Source organism: Acinetobacter sp. CY17 (assembly GCF_059515825.1).
Genome location: NZ_JCAKMX010000003.1, coordinates 79,001 through 104,419, shown reverse-complemented (window position 1 = coordinate 104,419; position 25,419 = coordinate 79,001). Strand labels below are relative to the sequence as shown.

The following is a 25,419-nucleotide window of genomic DNA, read 5'->3' as shown; positions in this document are numbered from 1 at the left end:
TGCTGACAAACTGTAGCAAATCATTGCACAATGCAGTTCTATTTATTTGAAAATTCTAACACGGACATCGCTATGATCGGCGCCTTGATGCTTGATATTGCAGGCACAACATTAAATACAGAAGATATTGAACTGTTACAACACCCACAAGTGGGTGGCATGATTTTATTTGGACGCAATATTGAATCACCAGCCCAAGTACGTGCTTTGACTGATCATATGCGCCAAATTCGTCCTGATATTTTAATTGCTGTCGATCAAGAAGGCGGTCGCGTGCAACGTCTTAAAAGTGGTTTTACTTTATTACCTGCCATGGGACGTTTTGGTGAGTTATATCAAACCGATCCTGAACGTGCCTTAAAGCTTTGCGAGGAATGTGGTTGGCTGATGGCGACTGAAGTATTAGCTGTTGGTATCGACTTTAGTTTTGCCCCAGTTTTAGATATTAATGACATTAGTGATGTGATTGGTGATCGTGCCTTTGCCAAAAATCCACAAGATATTATTGCGCTGGCTAAAGCATTTTTAAGCGGGATGCGCCGTGCAGGCATGGCCAGTACAGGTAAACACTTCCCCGGTCACGGCTCTGTAAAAGCCGATTCTCATGTCGCTGCCGCGATTGATGAACGTAGTTTTACCGAAATTGAAGCACACGATATGCAAACTTTTGTGCAGTTACAAGATCAACTCGATGCATTAATGCCTGCACATGTAATTTATCCAAAAGTCGATGCTAATCCAGCTGGTTTTTCAGAATTTTGGTTACAACGTATCTTGCGTGAAAAGCTGCAATTTGATGGGGTACTGTTCTCAGATGACTTAAGCATGCAAGCGGCATGTGTGGCTGGCGGTGCTGATGCGCGTATTCAAGCGGCACTCAAAGCCGGTTGTGACATGGGCTTAGTCTGTAATGACCGTGCTGCACAATTGCTTGCATTACAAGGGATTGAACACTTAGCCCTGCCAAACCAAGCGCGTTTAGAACGTATGCGTGGTGATATTCCAAAGCTTAGTATTGATACAGAACTCGATTTAGGTACAACATGGCGTGAAGTACATGATCGCATCACGACCTTTAAAAACGCAGCAGTGTAATCTTAAAAGGAATAGCTATGCTATTCCTTTTTTTATAAGTAAATGTATCGCAATAATTTTTCACGAAATACTTCAATCTCAATCCCTAGACCTGCTACTATCAATGGGTATTTTTTAACTGATCAAACCGCTATGCAAGATTCTATTGAACATTATATGCAAACGGTAGGACAACAAGCACGCCAAGCATCACGCATGTTAGCGAGTGCGTCTACCCAAAGCAAAAACGCTGCGTTATCTGCAATTTATACGGCTCTCAAAAACAATGAAGCCGCAATTTTAGCAGCCAACCACATTGATATGACCAAAGCGCATAACAATAACTTAGATAGCGCGCTACTTGATCGTTTAGAACTTACCCCCGCACGCTTTGACGGTATGTTGCAGGGTTTAAAAGATGTCATTAGCTTAACCGACCCCATTGGCGAAATTACCGATTTAGCCTTCCGCCCTTCAGGCATTCAACTTGGTAAAATGCGCGTACCTTTAGGTGTTGTGGGCATGATCTATGAGTCACGTCCCAACGTGACCCTAGAAGCTGCATCTTTAGCGTTAAAATCAGGTAACGCCATTATTTTACGCGGTGGTTCAGAAGCACTTGAATCCAACCAAGCCATTGCCAGTGCGGTACAACACGGCTTAAAAGCAGCAGGTCTACCTGAACATGCGGTACAGGTGATTAACACCACTGACCGTGCTGCGGTCGGTCAGCTTATTACCATGAATGAATATGTCGATGTGATCGTGCCACGTGGTGGTAAGGGCTTAATCGAACGTATTACTGAAGAAGCCCGTATTCCAGTTATCAAACATTTAGATGGTAATTGCCATGTATTTGTAGAAGCACAAGCCGATTTACAAAAAGCCCTGCCGATTGCTTTAAATGCCAAAACCCATCGTTATGGCGTATGCAATGCCATGGAAAGTTTATTGGTCGATGAAAAAGTTGCCGAAGAATTCTTGCCACGGATTGCCGAACTCTATGCCGAGAAACAAGTTGAACTCCGCGGTTGCCCGATCACACGTCGTATTTTAGGTGACAGCGTTATTGCTGCAACAGAAGAAGATTGGTATGAAGAATATCTTGGGCCAATTTTAGCGGTAAAAGTGGTATCAGGTATGGATGAAGCGATTGAGCATATTAATCAATATGGCTCACATCATACCGATTCAATTATTACGGAAAACTTTAGCCTTGCACGTCAATTCTTAGCGCGTGTTGATTCAAGCTCAGTGATGATTAACGCATCAACACGTTTTGCCGATGGTTTTGAATATGGTTTAGGTGCTGAAATTGGTATTTCAACCGATAAAATTCATGCCCGTGGCCCAGTGGGTCTTGAAGGTTTAACATCACAAAAATGGGTGGTGTTTGGTGACGGACAAATTCGTCAGTAATCCATCTTTAAAAAAAAGCCCGCAATTGCGGGCTTTTTTACTTCTGTTCAACAGTCATAACTTCACTTTCATGGCATAACCATAAAAAAGTACAGGATCAGCAGCATGTTTTACAGTTTAGTGATTGTGACCTTTGTATTGGCGCTTGGTTTGTCTTATAGCATCATGCGACTCTTTAAAAGTTCAATTGAATCCATCTTAGCGCGCATTATCCAAGACCCTATTTATACAGCATGGGGTAAATACACCTTCTTTGCGGGTCTTGTGGTGGGTACATCCTCAGGAATTCGTATCTATGATATGGAAAAATATATTACACCTATGCATTACGATATTGATCAAAAACAAGCCACCATCATCAGTTTGACGCAAGAAAGATGGGTACTAGAAATTTATCGTACCATTGTCGAGACCTTACAAGGTTTAGCATGGATGATGTTGGTATTTTTTATGGTCACGCTATTGGCTTATGTTTTGATTAGACGTAATGAAGCGGCTAAAAATGAAAATTTAGCAAAAAAATGACGCATTCTGTCTATTTTACATACAAAATACGCCTAAGGGCTGTATCTTCATTTCCTGAGAAAATGAAAACTTTTAACCAATAAATATTAATTATGATTAAGCATGGCGTCGATAAGCCTTAAGTCTAATCACCTAAAGTCTATCTATGAGTCTAAAAACAAGCATGATACAACTAGCAACATGATCAAGAAATCAGCATTTTTGATCATGAGGATGACAACAAGCTAATACTAAAATCGCAAGTCAAGGAATACGCCATGCCTAACTCAATTCTTATTATCAATTGCGGATCTTCTTCCATTAAATTTGCTTTATTGCTTAAAGATCAAAACTTCCGAATTCATGGCCTTGCTGAAAACTTAGGTACGCCTGAAGCGCGTATTAAAGGTGTGACTTTAGGGAATGAACCTGTTGACATCAAAATTCCAAATGCTGACCACAAAGAAGCCTTAGAAGTGGGTTTATCGCGTCTTGCCAATCATAAGCCAGATGCCATTGGTCACCGTATTGTTCACGGTGGCACACTCACTCAAGCTGAACTAATTACCGATGACATCATCGATAAAATTCGTCAAGCAACACCACTTGCGCCATTACACAATCCTGCGCATTTAGTCGGGATTGAAGCGACCAAACGTTTATTCCCAGATTTACCACAAGTGGCGGTATTTGATACCGCTTTCCACCAAACCATGCCAGCACATGCCTATCGCTATGCGGTTCCTAAATTCTTATACACCGAACATAACGTGCGTCGTTATGGCTTCCATGGTACCAGCCATGCCTATGTATCAGATCGCGGTTCAGAACTGGCAGGTAGTTTTAAACAAGGTGGTTGGTTAACAGCACATTTAGGCAATGGTAGCTCAACCTGTGCAATTTGGAATGGTCAATCAGTAGATACCTCTATGGGTTTAACCCCACTTGAAGGTTTAGTGATGGGTACACGTAGTGGTGATGTAGACCCAAGTTTACACCGTTTCTTAGAAGCCAACTTAGGTTGGGATATCTATAAAATTGACAAAATGCTCAATAGCCAATCAGGCTTATTAGGTTTGTCTAATTTATCCAATGACATGCGTACACTGATTGAAGCTTCTGAGCAAGGCAATGAAGATGCCACTTTAGCCATTGAAGTGTTCTGCTACCGCCTCGCTAAATCTTTAGCTGCTTTAAGCTGTGGTTTACCACGCGTAGACGGTTTGTTCTTCACTGGCGGTATTGGTGAAAACTCAGCTTATATCCGTGAAAAAACTTTAGGCTACCTACCGCACTTTGGTTTTAACTTAAGCCTAGATGCCAACAATAACTTAAAACGTGGTACAGAAGGTCGTATTGATGCGGGTACAGGCCCACAAATTTGGGTAGTACCAACCGATGAAGAGGGTCGCATTGCCAAAGAAACTGAGCATGTTGTTACTGAGTTGACCACAACAAAAAAGATTGAACAAGATGCAGTAGTGGCTTAAGCCCTACTCCATCTGGCCATCACTTAAAATTGATAGATATAAAGATGAAAACGATTTTACTTGTTCCAACCGCAGAAGGCGTAGGTTTAACCTCAGCCTGTTTAGGTCTTGTTTATGCTTTAGAATGCCAAGGCATTAAAGCAGGATTTTTAAAAGCTTTTTCACAAGATGCCAATGCCTCAAGCGACAGCAGCACCGCGCTTTATCGTCATATTAGCCAAAGCGACACTGTAGAACCGATTTCTTATGCAGCGCTTACCTCGCGTTTAGCCTCAGGTCAAATTGATGAGCTGCTTGAAGATGCGGTACGTTTACAGCGTGAAATCAGCAAAAAACATGACATCATTATTGCTGAAGGTCTTGTGCCTAATGGGCGTGATGGTTTTGCCAGTCAGCTCAATGCACAATTGGCCCAAGCTTTAGATGCCAAAGTTGTGATTGTCTCCAATGCAGACTTAAACGATGCCAAACATACTGCTGATCAAGTACAAAGTCAGTTACGTCATTTTGCTTTAGATCGTGCCGCTGGCGTACTGTTTATGCGTACCAAAGGTTTAAATGATGCGCATATTCCTGTGACTTTAGATCCAAGCTTACGCTTAGTGGCTGAAACTGCTCATTTTGCCCAAGCCCTACAACGCAGTCACGCGCATATTGGCAACAAAACGCTACCGATTATTGGTTTGGTGCCTTTTAGCAACACTTTAAGCGTGCCGCGGATTTCTGATTTAGCCCAGCATATTCAAGCCACTTGGCTTAACCAAGGCGAAGCACAGCGCCGCGTGCTAAATAGCAGTCTGATTAGCGGCAATATTGGCAATGAGCTACAAAAATTTGTCGCAGGTGAGCTGATCATTAGCGCGGCAGACCGTGTCGATGCCCTACTTGCTGCCCAATTGGCCAATCAAAACGGTACACCTTTAGCAGGCGTGGTCTTAACAGAACAACAAGCACCAAGCACCGCAATCTTAAACTTCTGCCAAAGCCATAAGTCAGATTTACCTATTCTGCACACCAATCTATCTGCTTTTGACACAGTGCAAAAAATTCGTAGTTTCTGTAATGAAATTCCACAAGATGATACGAGTCGTGCCGAGCAAGTGACACATTTTGTCGGCAGCCATTTAGATCCAGATTGGATTAACCAGTTAGTCAGTAATACGCAAAAACCGCGTTTATCTCCATCGGCTTTCCGCCATGAATTGGTGCAAAAATCCATTCATGCCAAAAAACGTATTGTGCTGCCTGAAGGCGATGAGCCACGTACCATCGAAGCCGCTGCTATTTGTCAGGCACGTGGCATTGCCCAATGTGTATTACTGGCTAAACCTGAAGCTGTTGCTGAAGTGGCCAAAGCCCGCGGTGTTGAATTGCCTGTCGGGTTAGAAATTATCGACCCAGATACAATTCGCGCTGACTATGTCGAGCCAATGGTGAGCTTACGTAAAGGCAAACTCGATGCTTTGCAGGCTGATGAACAACTACAAGATACTGTGGTGCTAGGCACCATGATGCTTGCGCTTAATCATGTGGATGGTTTAGTTTCAGGCGCGGTACATACCACGGCTAATACGGTTCGCCCTGCATTCCAATTGATTAAAACAGCACCTGATTATTCATTGGTATCATCCGTGTTCTTTATGCTGCTGCCAGATGAAGTGTATGTGTATGGCGACTGTGCAATTAATCCTGATCCAAATGCCGAACAATTGGCAGAAATCGCAATTCAATCAGCAGATTCAGCCAAAGCCTTTGGTATTGACCCGCGTATTGCCATGATTTCCTATTCTACAGGTACTTCAGGCGCAGGGGCCGATGTAGAGAAAGTGGCAGAAGCGGCCCGTATTGCCAAAGAGCGTCGTCCTGATTTACTTATTGATGGCCCATTACAATATGACGCAGCTTCTGTTGAAAGCGTAGGTCGTTCTAAAGCACCAAATTCAGATGTTGCGGGTCGTGCTAATGTTTTTATTTTCCCAGACTTAAACACAGGTAATACCACCTATAAAGCAGTACAACGCTCTGCCAATGTGGTGAGTGTTGGCCCAATGCTGCAAGGTTTAAATAAACCAGTAAATGATTTATCGCGTGGTGCCTTGGTCGATGATATTGTGTTTACCATTGCGCTAACTGCCATTCAAGCCGAACAACAAGCCGCTGCCACAGTTGATGCTTTAGCTGCGGTTTAATCAAAGCTTCGGCTTTACCCTGTTCTCCGCGCAACCATCCTATATTCGTATCGGATGGTTTTTTTTATTTTAATAGCTTGGTGGCATACAGTGTTCAAGCGGCGCACACGGATGAATAGGCGTTGGATGCGGTTGCTCTTTTATCGTAGGCTTTGGCGCTGCTGCTTGTTCTTTGGTTTGAGTTGGGGTTTGCTCGGCATAGCTTGGGTTAAGCCACAATATGAAGATAAAAATAGAGATTATTTTACGCATAGCATCACCTTTAAAAATGAGGTGTTTAATAGCAGCATAACGCGAAATAGAGACAGAAAACGAGGACTAAACAGAAAAGATTGTGACGATTTTTATTATTATCAAATTAAAAAAAGAAGATAAAGCTTAAGCTTGATCTTCTTTTTGACCGTACATCCACGTTGCTGCGATATAAACACTAAAACCAACAACCATAAGAATACTTGTAACTGTCATGAAAGAAACACCTTAACTTGAATGGCTGCCATTATCCAAAAGTTTTATGACAGTTATATGACAATGAAACATAAGCCCAAATTTAGTCTAAGTTAATATAATTCAAATACTTACTATAAATCCAAGATTTTACTTTATATTTTTATGACATTTTTTTGAACTTAATATGACATTTTTTTTGTAATTTCATCTCTATAGGGCTAGCTATTAAACTTTCGCCCAAAACACCCACAGCAGCAATTTTTTGTCTTATAATTTAGCCCGCTAGCTAACAGCCCGCTCAAGAGATATTTGATATGACAACTATTATCAAGCAAGATGACTTGATCACATCGGTTAAAGATGCGCTTCAGTTTATTTCTTACTACCATCCACAAGACTTCATCCAAGCGATGAGCCGTGCGTATGACCGTGAAGAAAACAAAGCTGCTAAAGATGCAATTGCACAAATCTTAATTAACTCTCGTATGTGTGCAGAAGGCCACCGCCCAATCTGCCAAGATACTGGTATCGTCAACGTATTCGTTGAAGTGGGTATGGATGTTAAATTTGATTTAACCATGAGCCTAGACGATGCGATTAACGAAGGTGTACGCCAAGGTTACTTAGAAAACTCAAACGTTCTTCGTGCATCTGTTCTTGCTGATCCTGCTTTTGGTCGTAAAAATACCAAAGACAATACCCCTGCGGTGATCTACCACAAACTTGTTCCAGGTAACAAAGTAGATATCACTGTTGCGGCAAAAGGTGGCGGTTCAGAAAACAAATCTAAACTTGCGATGCTAAACCCATCTGACTCAATCGTGGATTGGGTACTCAAAACTGTACCAACCATGGGTGCAGGTTGGTGTCCACCAGGTATGCTCGGTATTGGTATTGGTGGTACTGCTGAAAAAGCCATGATGCTTGCCAAAGAAGCACTCATGGAAGAGATCAACATGGACGAACTTCTTCGTCGTGGTCCACAGTCTAAACTTGAAGAACTTCGTATCGAACTCTTCGAAAAAGTAAACGCGCTTGGTATTGGTGCGCAAGGCCTTGGTGGTTTAACCACTGTTCTTGATATCAAAATCAAAGATTATCCATGTCACGCTGCGGGCAAACCAGTCGGTATGATTCCAAACTGTGCTGCGACGCGTCATGCACACTTCACGCTTGATGGTACTGGTGTTGCCAACATCATCGCGCCTAAACTTGAAGACTACCCAGAAGTGACTTGGGATTCTTCAACCTCTAAACGTGTTGACCTAGACAACATCACCCAAGAAGAAATGAATGCTTGGAAACCAGGTGATACATTGCTTCTTAACGGCACCATCTATACCGGTCGTGACGCTGCACACAAACGTATGGTTGACATGCTTAACAACGGTGAAGAACTGCCAGTTGATCTTAAAGGCAAGTTCATCTACTACGTCGGCCCTGTTGATCCAGTAGGCGACGAAGTTGTAGGTCCTGCAGGTCCAACAACCGCAACGCGTATGGATAAGTTCACCCGTCAAGTTTTAGAAGCAACTGGCATGTTCGGTATGATCGGTAAAGCGGATCGTGGTCCTGCTGCGGTTGAAGCGATCAAAGACAATAAAGCGACTTACCTCATGGCTGTAGGTGGTGCGGCATACTTAGTATCGAAAGCAATCCGTGAAGCGGAAGTGGTTGCCTTTGCTGATCTTGGTATGGAAGCAATCTACAAGTTTGTGGTGAAAGACATGCCTGTTTCTGTGGCAGTTGACGTAAATGGTACTTCTGTACATGCCACTGCACCAAAAATCTGGCAAGCAAAAATTGGTAAGATTCCAGTGGTTGATGCTGCTGCGCAATAATTGACTGTAAAAAAAGCGCCTAAAGAGGCGCTTTTTTTTTACTTAAATATAACCATCCATATTGAGATTTCGTCATACACTCATCCTAACGCTTTAAGGATTGAGGCGCTTCAACCATGGCAAAATTAATCATTGCTTTGCTTATACTACCGATGAGCTGTTGTGTGTGGGCAAAAGAATACATTTTGGAAATTCACAACCAAACCCAGCAAGATTTGCATTATATTTATGTTAGTAATGTACAAGATCAAACTTGGGAAGAGGATTTACTCGATGAAAATGAATTTTTAGAACATGATGGACAGCTCAGCCTCACTCTCACCGATTACGATAGCCCCTACTTTGATATTCGCGCTATTGATGCACAAGGAGATTTTTACTATCGCTATCGAGTAAATGCACAAACAGACCGAGTTTATTTTAAAGCGCAAGATCGCATTATAAATTCATCTCTCCCTAAAATTATTCCCAATTCAAAATAAAAGTCTGGCTAGTTAAGCACTGTGCCTTTTATCTGATAAAAATAGAATTGATCATTTTTTAAGCATAAGATATAAAACTCACCAATCGGATAAAGGGCGCAGTAAGATGTCTAAGCTACTGGTTTTATTCTGTACATTGTGCTTAAGTTTAAGCACCCATGCCGCAGATTTAATGCTGCGAATTCATAATCAAACCTTGTTAAATCTTCAGGCAATTTATGTCAGTCCAAGTAATAGTGGAACATGGCAAGATAATTTACTTTCCGAAAATCAAGTCATTAAACCCAATACAACTCTCACCTTAACTTTAAAAAACTACAGCACACCTTTTGTTGATGTACGCGCCATTGATGAAAGCAACGCTTTTTTATACAAATATAATGTTAATGCCCGCAGCGAGAATGTTGAATTCTCAGTTGAAGATAAGGTCAAAAATAATAGTCGAGATGTCATGCAAAACAAAGCTCTAGAAAAATTGATGAACCAGCCTAAATAAAAAAACGTGCCCATTGGCACGTTTTTTTAAACTTTAAAATTAGGCGGTTTTATTGACTAATTTTAAGTCCGTTTTTGCTTCATCAGCAGTTTCAGTTGTGGCTTGGCGCTCAGCTTTAAACTCAGGCTTACTGCCCTCGTTAATGACTGCAGCATTTACGACAACTGTGCCTACATCAGTTTGACTCGGTAAGTCATACATGGTTTCAAGGAGTACATTTTCTAAAATTGAACGTAAACCACGTGCACCTGTATTACGGTCTAAGGCTTTTTTGGCTACCGCACGCAAAGCTGACTCTTCAAAAACTAAGTCTACATCTTCCATCTCAAATAAATATTTATATTGACGGGTTAATGCATTTTTAGGCTCTGTCAGAATTTGCAATAATGCATCTTCATCTAGCTCTTCTAGAGTCGCAATAACAGGCAAACGACCGATAAATTCTGGAATTAAACCAAATTTAACCAAGTCGGTTGCTTCAACTTGACGGAACAAGTCAGACAGTTTTTTGGTTTCATCCTTTTTACGCACTTCTGCAGTAAAACCAATGCCACCTTTTTCCTGACGTTGTTGCACAATTTTTTCAAGACCAGAGAAGGCACCACCGCAAATAAATAAGATATTTGAGGTATCGACCTGAATAAACTCTTGCTGTGGATGTTTACGACCGCCTTGTGGTGGAATAGAGGCAACTGTACCCTCAATCATTTTTAACAATGCTTGCTGTACACCTTCACCAGAAACATCACGCGTAATCGATGGATTTTCTGACTTACGGGTAATTTTGTCGATTTCATCGATATAAATAATACCCTTCTGCGCTTTTTCGACATCGTAATCAGCTTTTTGTAGGAGCTTTTGTACAATGTTTTCAACGTCTTCACCCACATAACCCGCTTCGGTTAATGTAGTCGCATCTGCCATTGCAAACGGCACATCCAGTAAACGTGCAAGGGTTTGCGCCAATAAAGTTTTACCCGAACCTGTAGGACCTACAAGCAGAATGTTACTTTTTGCGATTTCCACTGCATCATCTTTTTTCTGACCGTTATGGGTCACTTTTAAGCGTTTGTAGTGGTTATATACCGCAACCGACAAGGTTTTCTTGGCAACATCTTGACCAATCACATATTGATCAAGCGCAGCGCGAATTTCATGTGGTTTTGGTAATGGTTTGCTCGCCCAATCACCAGCGTCAACTTGCTGGCTGGTTTGTACGAGATCTAAGCATACGTCCACACATTCATTACAGATGTACGCGTCCTCGCCTGCAATCAGTTTCCCGACTTCAGACTGCGTTTTACCGCAAAATGAACAATGCTTTTGTCCTTGAGGATGTTCGGACATATTCACTCCAATATCTAAAAGGGAAGAACTTATGGACGTTTGCTTAACACTTCGTCCACTAAGCCGTATTCTTTTGCTTGCTGAGCAGTCATAAAGTTATCACGATCAGTATCACGTGCTACTTTTTCGTAATCTTGACCACTGTGCTCAGCCATTAAACGGTTTAGGCGTTCTTTAATAAATAAAATTTCGCGTGCATGGATTTCGATATCCGAAGCTTGACCACGGAAACCACCCAAAGGTTGGTGAATCATGACACGCGCGTTTTCTAAGCAGTAACGTTTACCTTTCGCACCAGCATTAAGTAAAAATGCGCCCATTGATGCTGCTTGACCCATACAATAAGTCACAACGTCAGGTTTAATAAACTGCATGGTATCGTAAATTGCCATACCAGCTGTCACTGAACCACCCGGAGAGTTGATATACAAATGAATATCTTTATCTGGGTTTTCAGCTTCTAAAAACAACATTTGCGCCACAATTAAGTTGGCCATGTTGTCTTCTACTTGTCCTGTTAAGAAAATAACCCGCTCACGCAATAAACGTGAATAAATATCAAAAGAACGTTCACCACGCGATGACTGTTCTACCACCATTGGGACTAAGGCGTTATCAATAGTTGGAACGTACATAAGTTTAATTATTCCTAAAATTTTTTGTTACTGCACTCATAGTCACAATATGAGGGATAATTCATTAAATTGCAAAAGATTCACAAATAAATCATTACTGTTTTTTGCATAAGTTTTGTGAAGATGACAAAACCACAAATTGCAAAAAAAAAGGCGCTATGAGCGCCTTTTTTACAAGCTTAAAACTTAGCCTTGTTGACGAGCTTGTTGCTCTTTCAATAAGTCTTCGTAGCTTACAGTTGTTTCAGTTACTTTAGCAGCAGCTAAAATGAAATCTACAACTTGGTCTTCTAAAACAACAGCTTCGATTTGCGCACGTTGTTGTTTGTCATTGTTGAAGTATTCGATCACTTCGTTTGGATCTTCGTAAGAAGATGCCATGTCAGCGATATAAGCATCTACACGAGCAGCATCAACTTCTAATTTAGAGTCCGCTAATACTTTGCTCACTAATACGCCAAGTTTAACCGCTTTTTCAGCTTGCTCTTTGAACAATTCATCAGGAAGCATGCTTGAATCAAATGCTTTCGCACCTTGAGCACCAAACTGCTGAGTAAACTGTTGGATCATTTGTTGACGTTGACGGTCAATTTCTTGCGTTAACATTGCTTCTGGAACTTCAATTTCGTTCGCAGCTACAAGTGCATCAAAAGTTGCGCCTTTTACTTGGTTACGCAGACCGTTAGTCACTTCGCGTTCCATGTTTTTACGTACGTCAGCTTTAAGTTTTTCGACGCCTTCTTCTTCAGAAACGCCAAATACTTTTAAGAATTCAGCATCAATTTCTGGAAGTTTTTGTTTTTCAACTTGTTTCACAGTGATTTTGAACTGTGCAGCTTTACCTGCAAGGTTAGCAGCTTGGTAGTCTTCTGGGAAAGTAACTTCGATTACTTTCTCTTCGCCTTTCTTCATACCGATGATGCCATCTTCGAAGCCAGGGATCATACGACCTGAACCTAATACAAGTTTAAAGTCTTCAGCAGAACCGCCTTCGAACTTCTCGCCATCAATTGAACCTTCAAAGTCGAAAGTCACTTGCATGTCTTTTTTCGCCATGCCTTTCGTGTCAGCCCAACCTGCGCGTTGCTTTTGTAGGTTTTCGATCATTTGATCAACGTCTTTGTCGTTTACAGTTGCAGCTTTACGCTCAACTTCTAAACCTTCAAACTTAACGTCAACTTCTGGATAAACTTCAACAGTCGCTTCGTATACAAGCGCGTCGTCTTTCATCTCAGTTTTTTCAATGTTTGGCATACCAACAGCATTGATTTTTTCTTGTTGGATTGCTTCGAAAACTGTTTCACGAATGATGTCGTTCACAACTTCTTGGTAGATACCCGCGCCATATTCACGACGTACAACGTTTACAGGCACTTTACCTTGACGGAAGCCGTTGATCTTTACAGTTTTGGCAGTGCGTTTCAAGCGAGCTTCAAACTGCTCGTTAATACGGCTCGTCGGTACAGATACATTTAAACGACGGGCAACGCCCGAAACCGCTTCAGAAGTTACTTGCATGGCTTCCTCGATATTTTAGTGAAAGGGTTTAAAAAAAATGTGCCACATTATATGCCAACATTTCAATATATACAAAACCGCATTTTTTCAGGGGCAATTTTTCTATTTAATTGAGACGGATTCTTAATTTTCAAGGCCATTTTGCTGCGATGAACCCTTATTTTTTGTACTATTTTGATTGCAAATGATAAATATTATCACTAATATCTTGGTTAATTTTGAGCAACTGCTCTAGAACGCACTCAATAGATACGGAAATTCAGCTATGCGTCATTTCAATCTTCGCCCTCTTACATTCGCGATTCTTGGGATTATAGCAACACCAGTAGTAGCCAATACGGTACAGCCCACAACACAACAACTCGAAACCATTGTGGTCTCTGCTGCGGGCTATGAACAAAAAATTAAAGATGCGCCTGCTTCTATTACTGTACTCAATACCGAAGATTTCAAAACTAAACGTATTACATCTTTAGCAGATGCGCTTAAAGGCGTTGAGGGCGTAGATATCAGCCCAGCTGCAGGTAAAACGGGAACGCTAAATATCCGTATGCGTGGTATGCCTGCTGAATACACGTTAATTTTGATTGATGGTAAACGTCAAAATAGCGTGGGCAGCATTACACCAAATGGATTTGCTGAATCAAATAATAATTTTATTCCGCCCATCTCAGCAATTGAACGTATTGAAGTCATTCGTGGGCCAATGTCTACACTTTATGGTTCTGATGCTATGGGAGGGGTGATTAATATCATCACTAAAAAAGTATCATCAGAGTGGACAGGTTCCATCACATTAAACGGTACATTGTTACCAAATAGCTCACCTTTTGGTAATCAATATGCAGCAGAAGTATTTACTTCCGGCCCATTAATTCAGGACTTAGTTGGCTTACAATTACGTGGTCGTAAAGCAGAAAGACAACAATCTTATATTACTGTGCCAAATGCAAATGGTACGGAACAATTAGGTCAAGGCAATAGCCCAACAAAATCTGATATTGAAACTTTTGGTGGTCGTCTTACTTTTACTCCATTTGAACAGCATAGCTTTGCCATCGATTTTGAAAATACGCAGCAGTGGTTTGATAACAGCCGTGGTCAACTAGGGAGTTATCTAGATACTACAGGTAATCCGCTAGCACCCAATGCCACACAAGGTTATGCAGACAGCCAAGAATATGAACGCACCAAAGCTTATATTTCACATGAATGGCAAGCCGAGTTAGGTCGTTTAGAAAGTAGTATTTCACGTGTAGAAACTGAAACTGTTGGTCGCTTATTACCAGCAGGTATGCTCAGTGCACCTGAAAATCAAAACTTTATTAATCGTAAACTCAGCAGTGAAGACATATATTTCGATACTAAATTTACCACACAACATTTTGAAAACCATAATTTGACTATTGGTGCACAATGGTGGGAAGCCAGCCAAAAAGATGGGATTCGTCGTGCAAATCCAGAGCTTAGCTTTGATCAATATGGTCTATTTGTAGAAGATACATGGAGCATCTTACCGCACTTAAATTTAACCCTAGGTGGTCGTTTTGATGATCATAGTACCTTTGGTGACTTCTTTACGCCTCGTGCTTATTTAGTTTGGAATATGAATGACCAATGGACTGCCAAAGGTGGTTATGCAGAAGGTTATAAAGTTCCACGTTTAGAACAGCTTACCCAAGGTCTTTCTAACGTTGCTAGCCAAGGTCGCTCACCAGTATTAGGCAACATTAATTTACAGCCTGAAACCAGTAAAAGTACGGAATTGGGAATCTATTTTGATAACCAACAAGGCTTTAATGCCAACGTGACAGCGTTCCAAAATAAAACCAAAGATAAAATTACTACCTCTGGTGCAAACTACGCACTGACTTTCATCCGTCAAGCAGATATTGATAAGTTAACTGCAGATGGTACTTATGTACAAAACACAAGCTATAACGGTCGCCCAATTGAATTTGACTGTACCGGTAATGCTAAAGCATGTGATGAAAAGTTCAAAGAATGGGGAATTGATTGGAATACTGCTGCTAACCGTAATTTAACTTTAGCCCGCCCATATAATGCTGAAGAAGCAGAATCACATGGTGTTGAAGTCGCTGTGGCTTATCAAATTAATGACCAATGGAAAGCTTCAGGTAACTATACTTGGACCAAAGGTGAACTCACCAATGCAGCAGGTCAAACTCTTGATGATGTCGACAATGCAGAGCATATGGCTAATATTTTAGTGAACTACCAACCAAGTGATAACGCATCCTTATGGTTACGTGGGGAATACCGTAGTAGTCAAATTCGTGAAGAAGGCAATGTGAAAAATGTATTAGGTGACTATAAAGGCTTTACACAATGGCATTTAGGCACAAATTACTCATTCAATGATCATCTTGACTTTGGTCTAGCGCTTTATAATATCTTTGATGTTGATTTTGTTGACTATCAATATGTTGCCACAGAAGATGCTTTCTATAATCGCTATACAAATACTCAAGAAGGTCGTCGCGTACAATTAAGTACAACCTTTAAGTTTTAAGCGTTAAAGCTTTAAATGAAAAATCCCAATCAAAAACCCTGCTCATGCAGGGTTTTTCTATTTTTATTAAATACAAAGACTTATTTATATTTTGTTACATTATTACATTTAACTTGCCATTTTATCTTAATTTGAGAATCGACATTTCCAATTTTAGATTACTGTGAGAAATAACAAGAATTATTATTATTCGCAAACATAATATTTGCTTTTGCTGAGTAACACATGGCCTTTATCAAAAACCGTAAGAAAATTGTTTCATCGGCGCTGCTTTCTGTTATGGCCAGCGCAACCATGGCAGAAGACCTCGCCCTAGATACAATTCACACTCAAGCGGAGGCTGAATCTCAAGCAAGCTTCAAAGTGGATCAATCTAAAAATTCTAAATTTGTCGCTCCCCTACTCGACACCCCTAAATCTGTTGCAGTGATCTCAAAACAGCTCATGCAAGATACGCAAATCGCTGCCCTTGCTGATGCGCTACGCACTGTACCGGGTATTACACTAGGTGCTGGTGAGGGCGGCAATCCAAATGGTGACCGTCCATTTATTCGTGGTTATAATTCTGAAAGCTCTATGTATGTCGATGGCGTGCGCAGTGCCACATCACAAAACCGTGACATGTTTGCAGTTGAACAAGTTGAAGTCACCAAAGGTTCTGCTTCAGCACTGGGCGGTGCAGGCACCACAGGTGGTAGCATCAACATGGTCTCTAAAGTTGCCAAAGCTGGCGATCATTTAGAAGGTTCCGTAGCTGGTGGTACAGATGCCTATGCCCGTGTCACATTGGATGCCAATAAAGATTTTGGCAATGGCATTGCATCACGTGTGGCTGTACTCGGTCATCAAAATGAAAAAGCCGGTCAAGCTAATGGTGCCGAATATAAGCGTGCAGGTATTGCGCCAAGCATAAGTTTTGGTTTGGGTAGCCCAACACGTACAACTTTAAGTTATTACTACTTGAAATCCGATGATACGCCGGATTCTGGTGTGCCCTTTAATTACACTAAAAATCCAATTACAGGTAAAAATGGCACCTATGGTAAACCTGTAGCAGTGCCACAAGGGATTTACTACGGTTGGTTAGCGCGTGATTTCCAAAAACAAGAGAACCATATTGGTAGCTTAAAACTTGAACATGATCTCAACGATCAGTTCATGCTGAGCAATACTGCGGTATATAGCCGTTCTAAAAATGATTACATCTGGACACAGCCTGATGATTCAAAAGGTAATGTGGCGAATGGTCAAGTATGGCGTCGTGCTAACTCACGCATTACTGACACCACGACCTTTACCGACCAACTGGCACTAACAGGTAAATTCAAGACTGGTACATTCAGCCATAATTTCAATATGGGTGCTGAATACAGCAAACAAGAAACAGACAAAGGTAACTATAGCATCAGCTCAGCCAGTGGTTCAGCTATCGACACCAATGCTTGTAAATTGGGCTTAGGTGCTGCATCCAATGGTTGGTGTACATCCTTATATACACCAAATTCACATGATGCCTTTAACGACATTATTACAGCTAATCGTGCAACAACCTATATTAACACCGATTCAAGCTCTGTTTACTTACTGGATAATATCGAAATTACCCCTCAATGGTTACTGGATTTAGGCGTGCGTTGGGATGAGTTTGATACCCGAGGTACTGTGACTGAACGTGGTTCATCTACTCCAGTCAAAGTCAGCAATAAAGATGACTTTATTAACTATCAAATTGGTTTAACCTATAAACCAGTTGAACAAGCTGCGATCTACACAAGCTTTGCGACGGCCTCAAATCCAGTCGGTGATTTTGGTGATGGTTCAGAAAGTATTTCTGTTACATCACAAAACTTAAAGCCTGAAGAAGTGCGTACTATGGAACTGGGGACCAAATGGGATCTATTTGATCGTCGTGCCAACCTCACAGCGGCAATCTTCCGTACAGAGAAAACCAATACCCGTGTAAGCGATGATGAAAGTATTAGCCGTAACATTGGTGAAACGCGTGTTGATGGTGTGGAACTTGGTATCAATGGCAATATTACTGATGCTTGGGCTGTATCTGCGGGCTATACCTATTTGGATGCGGAAATTATTGATGGCGGCTATGTATCAGGTTCACCGACTGGTTCTGTAAACGGCAATCAAACACCAACAACTCCTAAACACAGTGCAACGCTTTGGACTACCTATGACTTCACTTCACAGTTCACGCTAGGTGCAGGTGCAACTTATATGGACAAAGTCTATGCCGATAACACCAACTACCGCTGGGCACCAGCCTATACACGTTTTGATGCCATGGCACGCTACAATGTAAATCAAAATGTCGATTTACAGTTAAACCTTAACAACTTATCGGACAAACGTTACTTCACCAAACTTAGCTCACCACATTACAGCACTGAAGCTGAAGGTCGTAACGCAGTATTATCATTAAACTTTAAATATTAATATGTGATCCATCACATCGCCTCTTTTATGAAGCGATGTGATTTGTAATTCATAAACATTCAATGCTGCGTGGAACAATACTGTGCTACACCATATTCCAAACATTTTAACCAAACAACAAGTTCAATTTATCCGTCAAGAAATGGACAAAGTTGCATGGGTCAATGGCAAGGTTACTGCAGGCACTTTGTCAGCGACTGTTAAGCACAACCAACAACTTCCAGAAGATCATCCCCTCGCCCAGCAGTTAAGTACGGTTATTTTAGAAGCACTTGGACAGCATCCCTTATTTTTATCGGCTGCCCTGCCGCTGGATATTATTCCGCCCTTATTTAATCGCTATGAAAACAATGAAAGCTTCGGTTTTCATGTTGATAATGCCATTCGCCGTATTCGCGGCAGCCAACAACGCTTACGCACCGATTTATCTTGCACGCTGTTTTTAAGTGAGCCAGATGAATATGAAGGCGGTGACTTGGTGATTGAGGACAGCTATGGCTACCATGAGGTCAAACTCCCTGCGGGTGATTTAATTTTGTATCCAGCGAGCAGTTTGCATGAAGTTACACCAGTGACCCAAGGTTGCCGTACAGCGTCATTTTTTTGGCTACAAAGTATGATTCGTGATGATGCAAACCGCCACATGTTGTTTAACTTGGATAAAAGTATTCAAAGCCTACGTCTAGAACTGGGTGATCAACATGCTGAGGTCATGAAATTGACCAATCTTTATCATAACCTCATGCGTAAATGGGCTGAGATTTAACCCCCTGTTTAAGTTAGCCATCTATTCAGACATATCATGCAACTTAAAGATTGACAAAAATGTTCGCTGTTATGGCAAAATGTTTAATAAAAATTAGCCTAAATTGCCATATCAAGAAAATCAACGCAGATAATATTTTGATCTATGAAAATTTTTACCAAAATTTAACTATTATCAGAAAAGCTTTTTTACCATACGACTAAAATCCATAGAAAAAGCAAAAACTTTTCGGTTTAACTGGATTAAACTTTAAGTTATAGATTTATAAGGTAGAAAAAAAGGTAAAGTTAAGTCGTAAAATTTATTCAGATTTTTTACGAAACCGCTTCAAACCTCCACCTTGTAAAACAGATTAATAGACACAATCTATATAGTAATGATCATTGTATTTTAAGCAGCGCAATGATCCTTACACAAGGAGTTATCTCATGATGTTGGCTGATCCAAGTAAAAAATACCGTCGCATGTATCAACGTGTTGATCTACCTGACCGTCAATGGCCAAATAACGAAATTACAAAAGCGCCAATTTGGATGAGTACCGACTTACGTGACGGTAATCAAGCGATTTTTGAGCCAATGGATATTGAGAAAAAATTCAAAATGTTCCAGATGTTGGTAAAAATCGGCTTTAAACATATTGAAATTGGTTTTCCATCCGCTTCTCAAATTGACTTTGACTTCACGCGTAAATTAATTGAAGAAGGTCATATTCCAGATGACGTTTATATTGAAGTTTTAGTCCAAGCGCGTGACCATTTAATTCAACGTACTTTTGAATCATTGCAAGGTGCCAAACGTGCCATCGTACATATTTATAATTCAAACTCACCGACTTTCCGTGAAAAAGTTTTGAATGTAGATATTGCGGGTGCCAAGCAACTTGCGATTAATGCTGCAACGAAAGTCAAAGAATATGCCGCTAAACAACCTGAAACTGAGTTTGTTTTCCAATATTCACCAGAATGTTTCTCAGCCACTGAATTAGAAGTGGCTAAAGACGTCTGCGATGCTGTAACTGAAATCTGGGAAGCCAGTCCTGACAATAAAGTCATTTTAAACTTACCAGCTACTGTGGAAGTGTCTGGGCCTAACGTTTATGCCGACCAAGTCGAATGGATGCACCGTAATTTACAGCGTCGTGATGGCGTGATCATTTCGGTTCACTGCCATAACGACCGTGGCTGTGGTATTGCGGCTTCTGAGCTTGCGATTATGGCAGGTGCTGACCGTGTCGAAGGTTGTGTCTTTGGTAACGGTGAGCGTACTGGTAACGTTGATGTTGCAGCGATTGCGCTAAACATGTATACCCAAGGTGTGGCACCAAATCTTGATTTCTCAAATATTAATGAAATCATTGCCACCGTTGAAGAATGTACTGGTTTACCTGTACACCCACGTCACCCATATGCTGGTGATTTGGTCTTCACAGCCTTCTCTGGTTCACACCAAGATGCGATTAAAAAAGGCTTTGAGTTCCAAAAAGATCAGGAAATTTGGGATATGCCATATTTACCAATCGACCCTAAAGATTTAGGGCGTGACTATGACGCGGTGATTCGTGTCAATTCACAGTCTGGTAAAGGTGGTATTGCTTACTTGTTAGAATCAAATTACAACGTGACTTTGCCACGTCGTTTACAAATTGAATTCTCACAAGTGGTGCAACAAGTTGCCGATGATGAAGGCATTGAAGTCAGCGCACAACAAATTTGGAACTTGTTTAAAAAGACCTATGTGGCAGCTAAAGATGCGCATTACTCGACCAAAAACTACAAGTTATCTGATGAAAATGGTAAGCAAGTCATTGAGCTTGATGTAGAGGTGAATGGTAACGTGCAAAAACTTCGTGGTGAAGGTAATGGCCCAATCTCTGCCATTTTAAATGCACTACAGTTGCCAATTGACGTATTAAACTACGAAGAACGTAGCATTAGTGCCGGTGCACATGCCAAAGCTTTGGCTTTAGTTGAGCTACAAGTGCAAGGTACAGGTAAATCGGCATTTGGCGCGGGTGTACATGACAATATTGTCACTTCTTCAATTGAAGCAATTATTGCCTGCACCAACCGCTTAATTGAACAAGGCGTGTTAAGCACAGAGCAAGTGGTTGCTGCTGCAGTTTAACGCACAACAATAAAGCCCTTTATGCAAGGATACCCCAGTGGTATCCTTTTCTGCGTTTACTCTAAAGATTTAAGGCGAATTATTCCCGTGTCTTTCCCAGCTGACTCCGTGGGTATTGTTACCCCACAAAAGTTTTCCTTTGAAGAGCCGTTAGAGCTCGAATGTGGTCGCGTATTACCACGTTTTGATTTAATGGTTGAAACTTACGGTACTTTAAATGCCGATCACTCCAATGCAATTTTGATCTGCCATGCTTTGTCTGGTCATCATCATGCTGCGGGTTATCATCATGAAGATGACAAAAAGCCGGGCTGGTGGGATGCATGTATTGGCCCAAACAAAGCTATTGATACCAATAATTTTTTTGTTGTGGCATTAAACAACATTGGCGGTTGCCATGGTTCTACTGGTCCAACTTCACAAAACCCTGAAAATGATAATCGTCCTTATGGCCCAGATTTTCCATTGGTTACGGTACGTGACTGGGTCAAAACCCAAGCCATGTTGTCAGACCGTTTAGGGATTAGTAAATGGTACGCCTTAATTGGTGGTTCGTTAGGTGGTATGCAAGCGCTGCAATGGACAGTCGATTATCCTGAGCGTATGCAAAAATGCGTGATTATTGCCAGCGCACCTAAACTTTCGGCACAAAATATTGCCTTTAACGAAGTAGCGCGTCAGTCGATTTTATCCGATCCAGATTTCCATGATGGTCGTTATCTCGAGAATGATAGCTACCCAAAACGTGGCTTAATTTTGGCTCGTATGGTGGGTCATATTACTTATCTATCTGAAGAAGCCATGAAACAGAAATTTGGTCGCGACTTAAAGTCAGGCAAATTTATGTATGGTTTTGATGTTGAGTTCCAAGTCGAAAGCTATTTACGTTATCAAGGCGAGCAATTTAGCCGTAACTTTGATGCCAATACCTATTTGATTATGACCAAAGCTTTGGATTACTTTGATCCTGCGCGTGAATATGAGCAGTCTTTAGTCAAAGCCATGGCACAAACCAAATGTCAGTTCTTATTGGTGTCTTTCACTACGGATTGGCGTTTTACCCCTGCCCGCTCCCAAGAAATCGTTGATGCATTAATTAGTAACAATAAACCTGTCAGCTATTTAGACATTGATGCTGAGCAAGGGCATGACTCATTCTTGTTCCCTATTCCTTTATATGTGAAATCGTTACGTGCCTTCTTAGGTGGCAAGGAACATCTTCAAGCAACCAAGGAGAGCGTGTAATGCGTATTGATCAACAACTTGCCGAAAAGTGGATTAAGCCGGGTTCGCGCGTTTTAGATTTGGGTTGTGGTGAAGGTGAATTGCTCGAACATATGAGCAAAAAACACAATATCCGCGCTTATGGACTGGAAATTGACCAAGAAAAGATTGCAATTGCGATTAGTCGCGGGTTAAATATTATCCAACAAGATCTAAATCTTGGCTTAAGTCGTTTCGCGGATCAATCTTTTGACTACGTGGTCATGGCTCAAGCATTACAAGCAGTGGATGCGCCAGACGTGTTATTACGCGATATGGTACGTGTGGGTAAACAAGCCATTATTACTTTTCCTAACTTTGCCCATTGGAAGACCCGTTCTTTCTTGGCACTAAAAGGTAAAATGCCTGTTTCTGATGCGCTACCGTATATGTGGTACAACACGCCCAACATTCATTTGTGTACTTTCCGTGATTTTGAAGCATTATGCGAAGAAAATAATATTCGAATCATTAATCGACTCGCCGTAAATGGGGATCAGCAAGGTAGTTTGCTGAGTAAACATATCCCGAACTTGTTTGGTGAAGTCGCAATTTATCGGGTGAGCGCTCTATGAAAAAAATATTAATTGGTGGTTTATTTTTGGGACTGTTTAGCCTGCAAGCCAATGCAGATTATGTTTCACCAAGCAACTCCATTTCCAATCAAGCAGCACGTTATTCAGTGATGGATGTGCAGAGCTTAAGTCAAGCCGCAAAATCGGGGCAAGCTGGTGCTCAGTTTTATTTAGGCACCAAATATGAATACGGTAAAGACGTTAAGCAAGATGAAAAGCAAGCTTTTGCTTGGTATAAACTTGCTGCCGATCAGGGTTTAACAGCGGCTCAGCTCAATGTCGGACGTATGTTGATTGATGGCAAAGGCACCTCTAAAAATGAAGCTTTGGGGCGTCAATATTTAGAAAAAGCCGCCAGCCGTGGCGATAATCGTGCCAGCTTTAACCTTGCCATGCTGGATGAGAAAAAACGTAACTTTATTGGTGCTTATCAATGGTATGAACTCTCTACCCGTGACGGCATGCTCGATAATAAAGTGATTAGCTTATCTGAAGGCAAAAAAACTGCTTTAGCAGCCAATTTAACTCAAGAGCAAATCCGCCAAGCACGTGACCGTGCTGATCGCTGGATTCAGGGTTTATAAACTAAAAGCACCTTCGGGTGCTTTTTTATTGCTTAGATAAAATCAGGTACACTAAAGCAAATTTTTATAACATGAGTTTTAGCATGTCCAATCAAGCATGGCTGTCACAAGGCACATTGGTTTTAGCCAGTAACAATAAAGGTAAAATTGCTGAGTTTGAAAAAATGTTTAGCGATTTAAATTTGCCTGTAGATGTAATCCCACAAGGTCAACTCAACATTGCAGATGCCATTGAAGACGGCTTAAGCTTTGTCGAAAATGCCATTATTAAAGCCCGTCATGCCGCACGTATTTCTGGTAAACCTGCGATTGCCGATGATTCAGGTTTGTGTGTACCCATTTTAGGCGGTGCGCCCGGTATTTATTCAGCGCGTTTTGCCGGTGAGCACGGTGATGATGCCGCCAATAATGCCAAGTTATTAGCCGACTTAAAACCATTACGCCAAGATGGCCAAGCAATTGATGGTATGTTTGTTTGTGTCTTGGCTCTGGTTGAACATGCCGATGATCCTTTACCCCAAATTTTCCAAGGCATTTGGCAGGGCGAAATTTTAGAACAAGCGCGTGGTGACAATGGCTTTGGTTATGATCCCCTGTTCTGGTTACCGGAATTAGGGATTTCGAGTGCAGAAATGAGCAAAGATGAAAAGAACAAAATCAGCCATCGTGGTCAAGCCATGCAACTGTTACGTGCATCTTTAAGCCATTAAGACATGCGCTGCGTCTTCGGGCGCAGCTTTAATCTAAAATACTCAAACTATGCAGCACGATGCCGTAAAGACTAATAATGAAAGCACTGGCAATCGTGCCTGAGGCAATATATTTGGCTGAGTGCCCTGTACCCTGATAATGGGTTTCTAATGCCACAATATTGGCCGCTGGCGGTAGGCAAAAGAACATAAAAATGACCGCATAGGTTAAAGCCACATGTGGAATCGGTAACATAAAATAGGCTGCTATACAGATTACAGCTGCCAGCAACATGCGTATTAAAATCAAACCTAGACTTAAAACTAAATCACTGATTTGAATTTTGACCTTACTCAGCCACATACCAAGCACACACATACCCGCAAAGGTCACCAAAAATTTATTGGCTTGATAGACTAAATCAATTACGAATGTATGTTGATAAGCGCTTAAATCCCAAAAAGACAAAATCCCTGCAATGCTTAAGGCAATGACTGGCGGGGATTGCAGCACATTTTTCATGATAAAAGCTGGGCTTTGCTGAGTTTTACTGACTGCCATCACTGCGCAAATATTGCCAAACAACGAGCCGCCAATATACAGCGCCACAATGGTGTTGGTGGCTTCTTTACCAAAAAGTGCTAAGGCGAAAGGCAGGCCTAACCACGCTCCATTTAAATAACTTAAACACAGCGCCTGTAATTTATCTTTTTGCGTAAAATAAAAGAAAAGAAAGAAAATGATCGAGCTTACAAAACTTAAGCCAACTAGCCACATACTCCCCTGTTGATAAAACACCATGTTGTAAATAATCAGTATAGGAATCAACACCCGCGCTAGACTTGCGGCTAACCAAGGTCGCAGCGGTTTAAGCTGTTCTACAGCCAAATAGCCCATTAAAAATGCAAAAATCGGAACAATCAACGCCATCACACAACAGCTCAGAGCAAGCGATGGCTCATGCTAGCACACTCATTTAAGCTGAC

General features: G+C 41.3%; 21 protein-coding genes. 16 read left to right on the top strand and 5 right to left on the bottom strand.

What is annotated here, in order from left to right:
• The first annotated feature begins 72 nt into the window (after positions 1-72).
• The 5 genes from nagZ to pta all read left to right on the top strand — a co-directional run bounded on the left by nagZ (position 73) and on the right by pta (position 6,676).
• Positions 73-1,095: a beta-N-acetylhexosaminidase gene (gene nagZ / locus AC5YCI_RS03305; protein WP_496175205.1), complete on the top strand. Its 1,023-nt coding sequence runs from the start codon at positions 73-75 to the stop codon at positions 1,093-1,095.
• A 132-nt stretch (positions 1,096-1,227) separates the two neighbouring features.
• Positions 1,228-2,493 (top strand): glutamate-5-semialdehyde dehydrogenase, encoded by a 1,266-nt coding sequence (locus tag AC5YCI_RS03300; protein WP_496128873.1) that lies wholly within the window; start codon positions 1,228-1,230, stop codon positions 2,491-2,493.
• A gap of 105 nt (positions 2,494-2,598) precedes the next feature.
• Positions 2,599-3,018 (top strand): hypothetical protein, encoded by a 420-nt coding sequence (locus tag AC5YCI_RS03295; protein WP_496175204.1) that lies wholly within the window; start codon positions 2,599-2,601, stop codon positions 3,016-3,018.
• Positions 3,019-3,275: 257 nt separating this feature from the next.
• Positions 3,276-4,487, top strand: a complete 1,212-nt coding sequence (locus tag AC5YCI_RS03290; protein WP_496175203.1) for an acetate/propionate family kinase — start codon at positions 3,276-3,278, stop codon at positions 4,485-4,487.
• Positions 4,488-4,531: 44 nt separating this feature from the next.
• Positions 4,532-6,676, top strand: coding sequence for a phosphate acetyltransferase (gene pta, locus AC5YCI_RS03285; protein ID WP_496175202.1), 2,145 nt, complete (start codon positions 4,532-4,534; stop codon positions 6,674-6,676).
• A gap of 69 nt (positions 6,677-6,745) precedes the next feature.
• On the opposite strand, the gene AC5YCI_RS03280 is transcribed toward pta, so the two are convergent.
• Positions 6,746-6,928 (bottom strand): hypothetical protein, encoded by a 183-nt coding sequence (locus tag AC5YCI_RS03280; protein WP_496175201.1) that lies wholly within the window; start codon positions 6,926-6,928, stop codon positions 6,746-6,748.
• Between the two features lie 512 nt (positions 6,929-7,440).
• Here AC5YCI_RS03280 and AC5YCI_RS03275 point away from each other — a divergent pair.
• The 3 genes from AC5YCI_RS03275 to AC5YCI_RS03265 all read left to right on the top strand — a co-directional run bounded on the left by AC5YCI_RS03275 (position 7,441) and on the right by AC5YCI_RS03265 (position 9,945).
• A complete protein-coding gene (locus tag AC5YCI_RS03275) occupies positions 7,441-8,967 on the top strand; it encodes a fumarate hydratase (protein WP_496128867.1) in 1,527 nt (508 codons plus the stop codon).
• A gap of 116 nt (positions 8,968-9,083) precedes the next feature.
• A complete protein-coding gene (locus tag AC5YCI_RS03270; protein ID WP_496175200.1) occupies positions 9,084-9,449 on the top strand; it encodes a hypothetical protein in 366 nt (121 codons plus the stop codon).
• A gap of 106 nt (positions 9,450-9,555) precedes the next feature.
• Positions 9,556-9,945 (top strand): hypothetical protein, encoded by a 390-nt coding sequence (locus AC5YCI_RS03265; RefSeq protein WP_496175199.1) that lies wholly within the window; start codon positions 9,556-9,558, stop codon positions 9,943-9,945.
• 39 nt (positions 9,946-9,984) lie between these two features.
• Here the strand turns inward: AC5YCI_RS03265 and clpX are convergent, their stop codons facing one another.
• The 3 genes from clpX to tig all read right to left on the bottom strand — a co-directional run bounded on the left by clpX (position 9,985) and on the right by tig (position 13,445).
• On the bottom strand, positions 9,985-11,292 hold the full coding sequence (gene clpX / locus AC5YCI_RS03260; RefSeq protein ID WP_496128864.1) for an ATP-dependent protease ATP-binding subunit ClpX: 1,308 nt from the start codon (positions 11,290-11,292) through the stop codon (positions 9,985-9,987).
• A 29-nt stretch (positions 11,293-11,321) separates the two neighbouring features.
• On the bottom strand, positions 11,322-11,927 hold the full coding sequence (gene clpP / locus AC5YCI_RS03255) for an ATP-dependent Clp endopeptidase proteolytic subunit ClpP (protein ID WP_122899998.1): 606 nt from the start codon (positions 11,925-11,927) through the stop codon (positions 11,322-11,324).
• A gap of 186 nt (positions 11,928-12,113) precedes the next feature.
• Positions 12,114-13,445 (bottom strand): trigger factor, encoded by a 1,332-nt coding sequence (gene tig, locus AC5YCI_RS03250; protein ID WP_496128863.1) that lies wholly within the window; start codon positions 13,443-13,445, stop codon positions 12,114-12,116.
• Between the two features lie 265 nt (positions 13,446-13,710).
• Between tig and AC5YCI_RS03245 the strand changes: the two genes are divergently transcribed.
• From AC5YCI_RS03245 to rdgB, 8 genes are all read left to right on the top strand, one after another.
• Entirely contained in the window at positions 13,711-15,978 is a 2,268-nt protein-coding gene (locus AC5YCI_RS03245) for a TonB-dependent receptor domain-containing protein (protein ID WP_496175198.1), read from the top strand.
• Positions 15,979-16,203: 225 nt separating this feature from the next.
• Positions 16,204-18,429 (top strand): TonB-dependent receptor, encoded by a 2,226-nt coding sequence (locus AC5YCI_RS03240; RefSeq protein ID WP_496175197.1) that lies wholly within the window; start codon positions 16,204-16,206, stop codon positions 18,427-18,429.
• An 82-nt stretch (positions 18,430-18,511) separates the two neighbouring features.
• A complete protein-coding gene (locus AC5YCI_RS03235; protein ID WP_496175196.1) occupies positions 18,512-19,195 on the top strand; it encodes a Fe2+-dependent dioxygenase in 684 nt (227 codons plus the stop codon).
• A 428-nt stretch (positions 19,196-19,623) separates the two neighbouring features.
• Complete coding sequence (gene leuA, locus AC5YCI_RS03230) at positions 19,624-21,321, top strand: 2-isopropylmalate synthase (protein ID WP_496175195.1); 1,698 nt, start codon at positions 19,624-19,626, stop codon at positions 21,319-21,321.
• A gap of 87 nt (positions 21,322-21,408) precedes the next feature.
• Positions 21,409-22,566 (top strand): homoserine O-succinyltransferase MetX, encoded by a 1,158-nt coding sequence (gene metX, locus AC5YCI_RS03225; RefSeq protein WP_496175194.1) that lies wholly within the window; start codon positions 21,409-21,411, stop codon positions 22,564-22,566.
• Positions 22,566-23,159, top strand: a complete 594-nt coding sequence (gene metW, locus AC5YCI_RS03220) for a methionine biosynthesis protein MetW (RefSeq protein WP_122899985.1) — start codon at positions 22,566-22,568, stop codon at positions 23,157-23,159. Before metX ends, metW begins: the two co-directional genes overlap by 1 nt.
• On the top strand, positions 23,156-23,743 hold the full coding sequence (locus AC5YCI_RS03215) for a tetratricopeptide repeat protein (protein WP_496128857.1): 588 nt from the start codon (positions 23,156-23,158) through the stop codon (positions 23,741-23,743). Before metW ends, AC5YCI_RS03215 begins: the two co-directional genes overlap by 4 nt.
• An 83-nt stretch (positions 23,744-23,826) precedes the next feature.
• Positions 23,827-24,453, top strand: coding sequence for an RdgB/HAM1 family non-canonical purine NTP pyrophosphatase (gene rdgB, locus AC5YCI_RS03210; protein WP_496175193.1), 627 nt, complete (start codon positions 23,827-23,829; stop codon positions 24,451-24,453).
• A gap of 28 nt (positions 24,454-24,481) precedes the next feature.
• On the opposite strand, the gene AC5YCI_RS03205 is transcribed toward rdgB, so the two are convergent.
• Positions 24,482-25,363 carry an AEC family transporter gene (locus AC5YCI_RS03205; RefSeq protein WP_496128855.1) on the bottom strand — a complete coding sequence of 294 codons (882 nt, stop codon included), beginning with the start codon at positions 25,361-25,363 and terminating at the stop codon, positions 24,482-24,484.
• Positions 25,364-25,419: the final 56 nt, after the last annotated feature.

Excerpts from the sequence above, each read along its gene's own strand:
- nagZ (WP_496175205.1), top strand. The coding sequence starts at position 73 with ATGATCGGCGCCTTGATGCTTGATATTGCAGGCACAACATTAAATACA.
- AC5YCI_RS03300 (WP_496128873.1), top strand. The coding sequence starts at position 1,228 with ATGCAAGATTCTATTGAACATTATATGCAAACGGTAGGACAACAAGCA.
- AC5YCI_RS03295 (WP_496175204.1), top strand. The coding sequence starts at position 2,599 with ATGTTTTACAGTTTAGTGATTGTGACCTTTGTATTGGCGCTTGGTTTG.
- AC5YCI_RS03290 (WP_496175203.1), top strand. The coding sequence starts at position 3,276 with ATGCCTAACTCAATTCTTATTATCAATTGCGGATCTTCTTCCATTAAA.
- pta (WP_496175202.1), top strand. The coding sequence starts at position 4,532 with ATGAAAACGATTTTACTTGTTCCAACCGCAGAAGGCGTAGGTTTAACC.
- AC5YCI_RS03280 (WP_496175201.1), bottom strand. The coding sequence starts at position 6,928 with ATGCGTAAAATAATCTCTATTTTTATCTTCATATTGTGGCTTAACCCA.
- AC5YCI_RS03275 (WP_496128867.1), top strand. The coding sequence starts at position 7,441 with ATGACAACTATTATCAAGCAAGATGACTTGATCACATCGGTTAAAGAT.
- AC5YCI_RS03270 (WP_496175200.1), top strand. The coding sequence starts at position 9,084 with ATGGCAAAATTAATCATTGCTTTGCTTATACTACCGATGAGCTGTTGT.
- AC5YCI_RS03265 (WP_496175199.1), top strand. The coding sequence starts at position 9,556 with ATGTCTAAGCTACTGGTTTTATTCTGTACATTGTGCTTAAGTTTAAGC.
- clpX (WP_496128864.1), bottom strand. The coding sequence starts at position 11,292 with ATGTCCGAACATCCTCAAGGACAAAAGCATTGTTCATTTTGCGGTAAA.
- clpP (WP_122899998.1), bottom strand. The coding sequence starts at position 11,927 with ATGTACGTTCCAACTATTGATAACGCCTTAGTCCCAATGGTGGTAGAA.
- tig (WP_496128863.1), bottom strand. The coding sequence starts at position 13,445 with ATGCAAGTAACTTCTGAAGCGGTTTCGGGCGTTGCCCGTCGTTTAAAT.
- AC5YCI_RS03245 (WP_496175198.1), top strand. The coding sequence starts at position 13,711 with ATGCGTCATTTCAATCTTCGCCCTCTTACATTCGCGATTCTTGGGATT.
- AC5YCI_RS03240 (WP_496175197.1), top strand. The coding sequence starts at position 16,204 with ATGGCCTTTATCAAAAACCGTAAGAAAATTGTTTCATCGGCGCTGCTT.
- leuA (WP_496175195.1), top strand. The coding sequence starts at position 19,624 with ATGATGTTGGCTGATCCAAGTAAAAAATACCGTCGCATGTATCAACGT.
- metW (WP_122899985.1), top strand. The coding sequence starts at position 22,566 with ATGCGTATTGATCAACAACTTGCCGAAAAGTGGATTAAGCCGGGTTCG.
- AC5YCI_RS03215 (WP_496128857.1), top strand. The coding sequence starts at position 23,156 with ATGAAAAAAATATTAATTGGTGGTTTATTTTTGGGACTGTTTAGCCTG.
- rdgB (WP_496175193.1), top strand. The coding sequence starts at position 23,827 with ATGTCCAATCAAGCATGGCTGTCACAAGGCACATTGGTTTTAGCCAGT.
- AC5YCI_RS03205 (WP_496128855.1), bottom strand. The coding sequence starts at position 25,363 with ATGGCGTTGATTGTTCCGATTTTTGCATTTTTAATGGGCTATTTGGCT.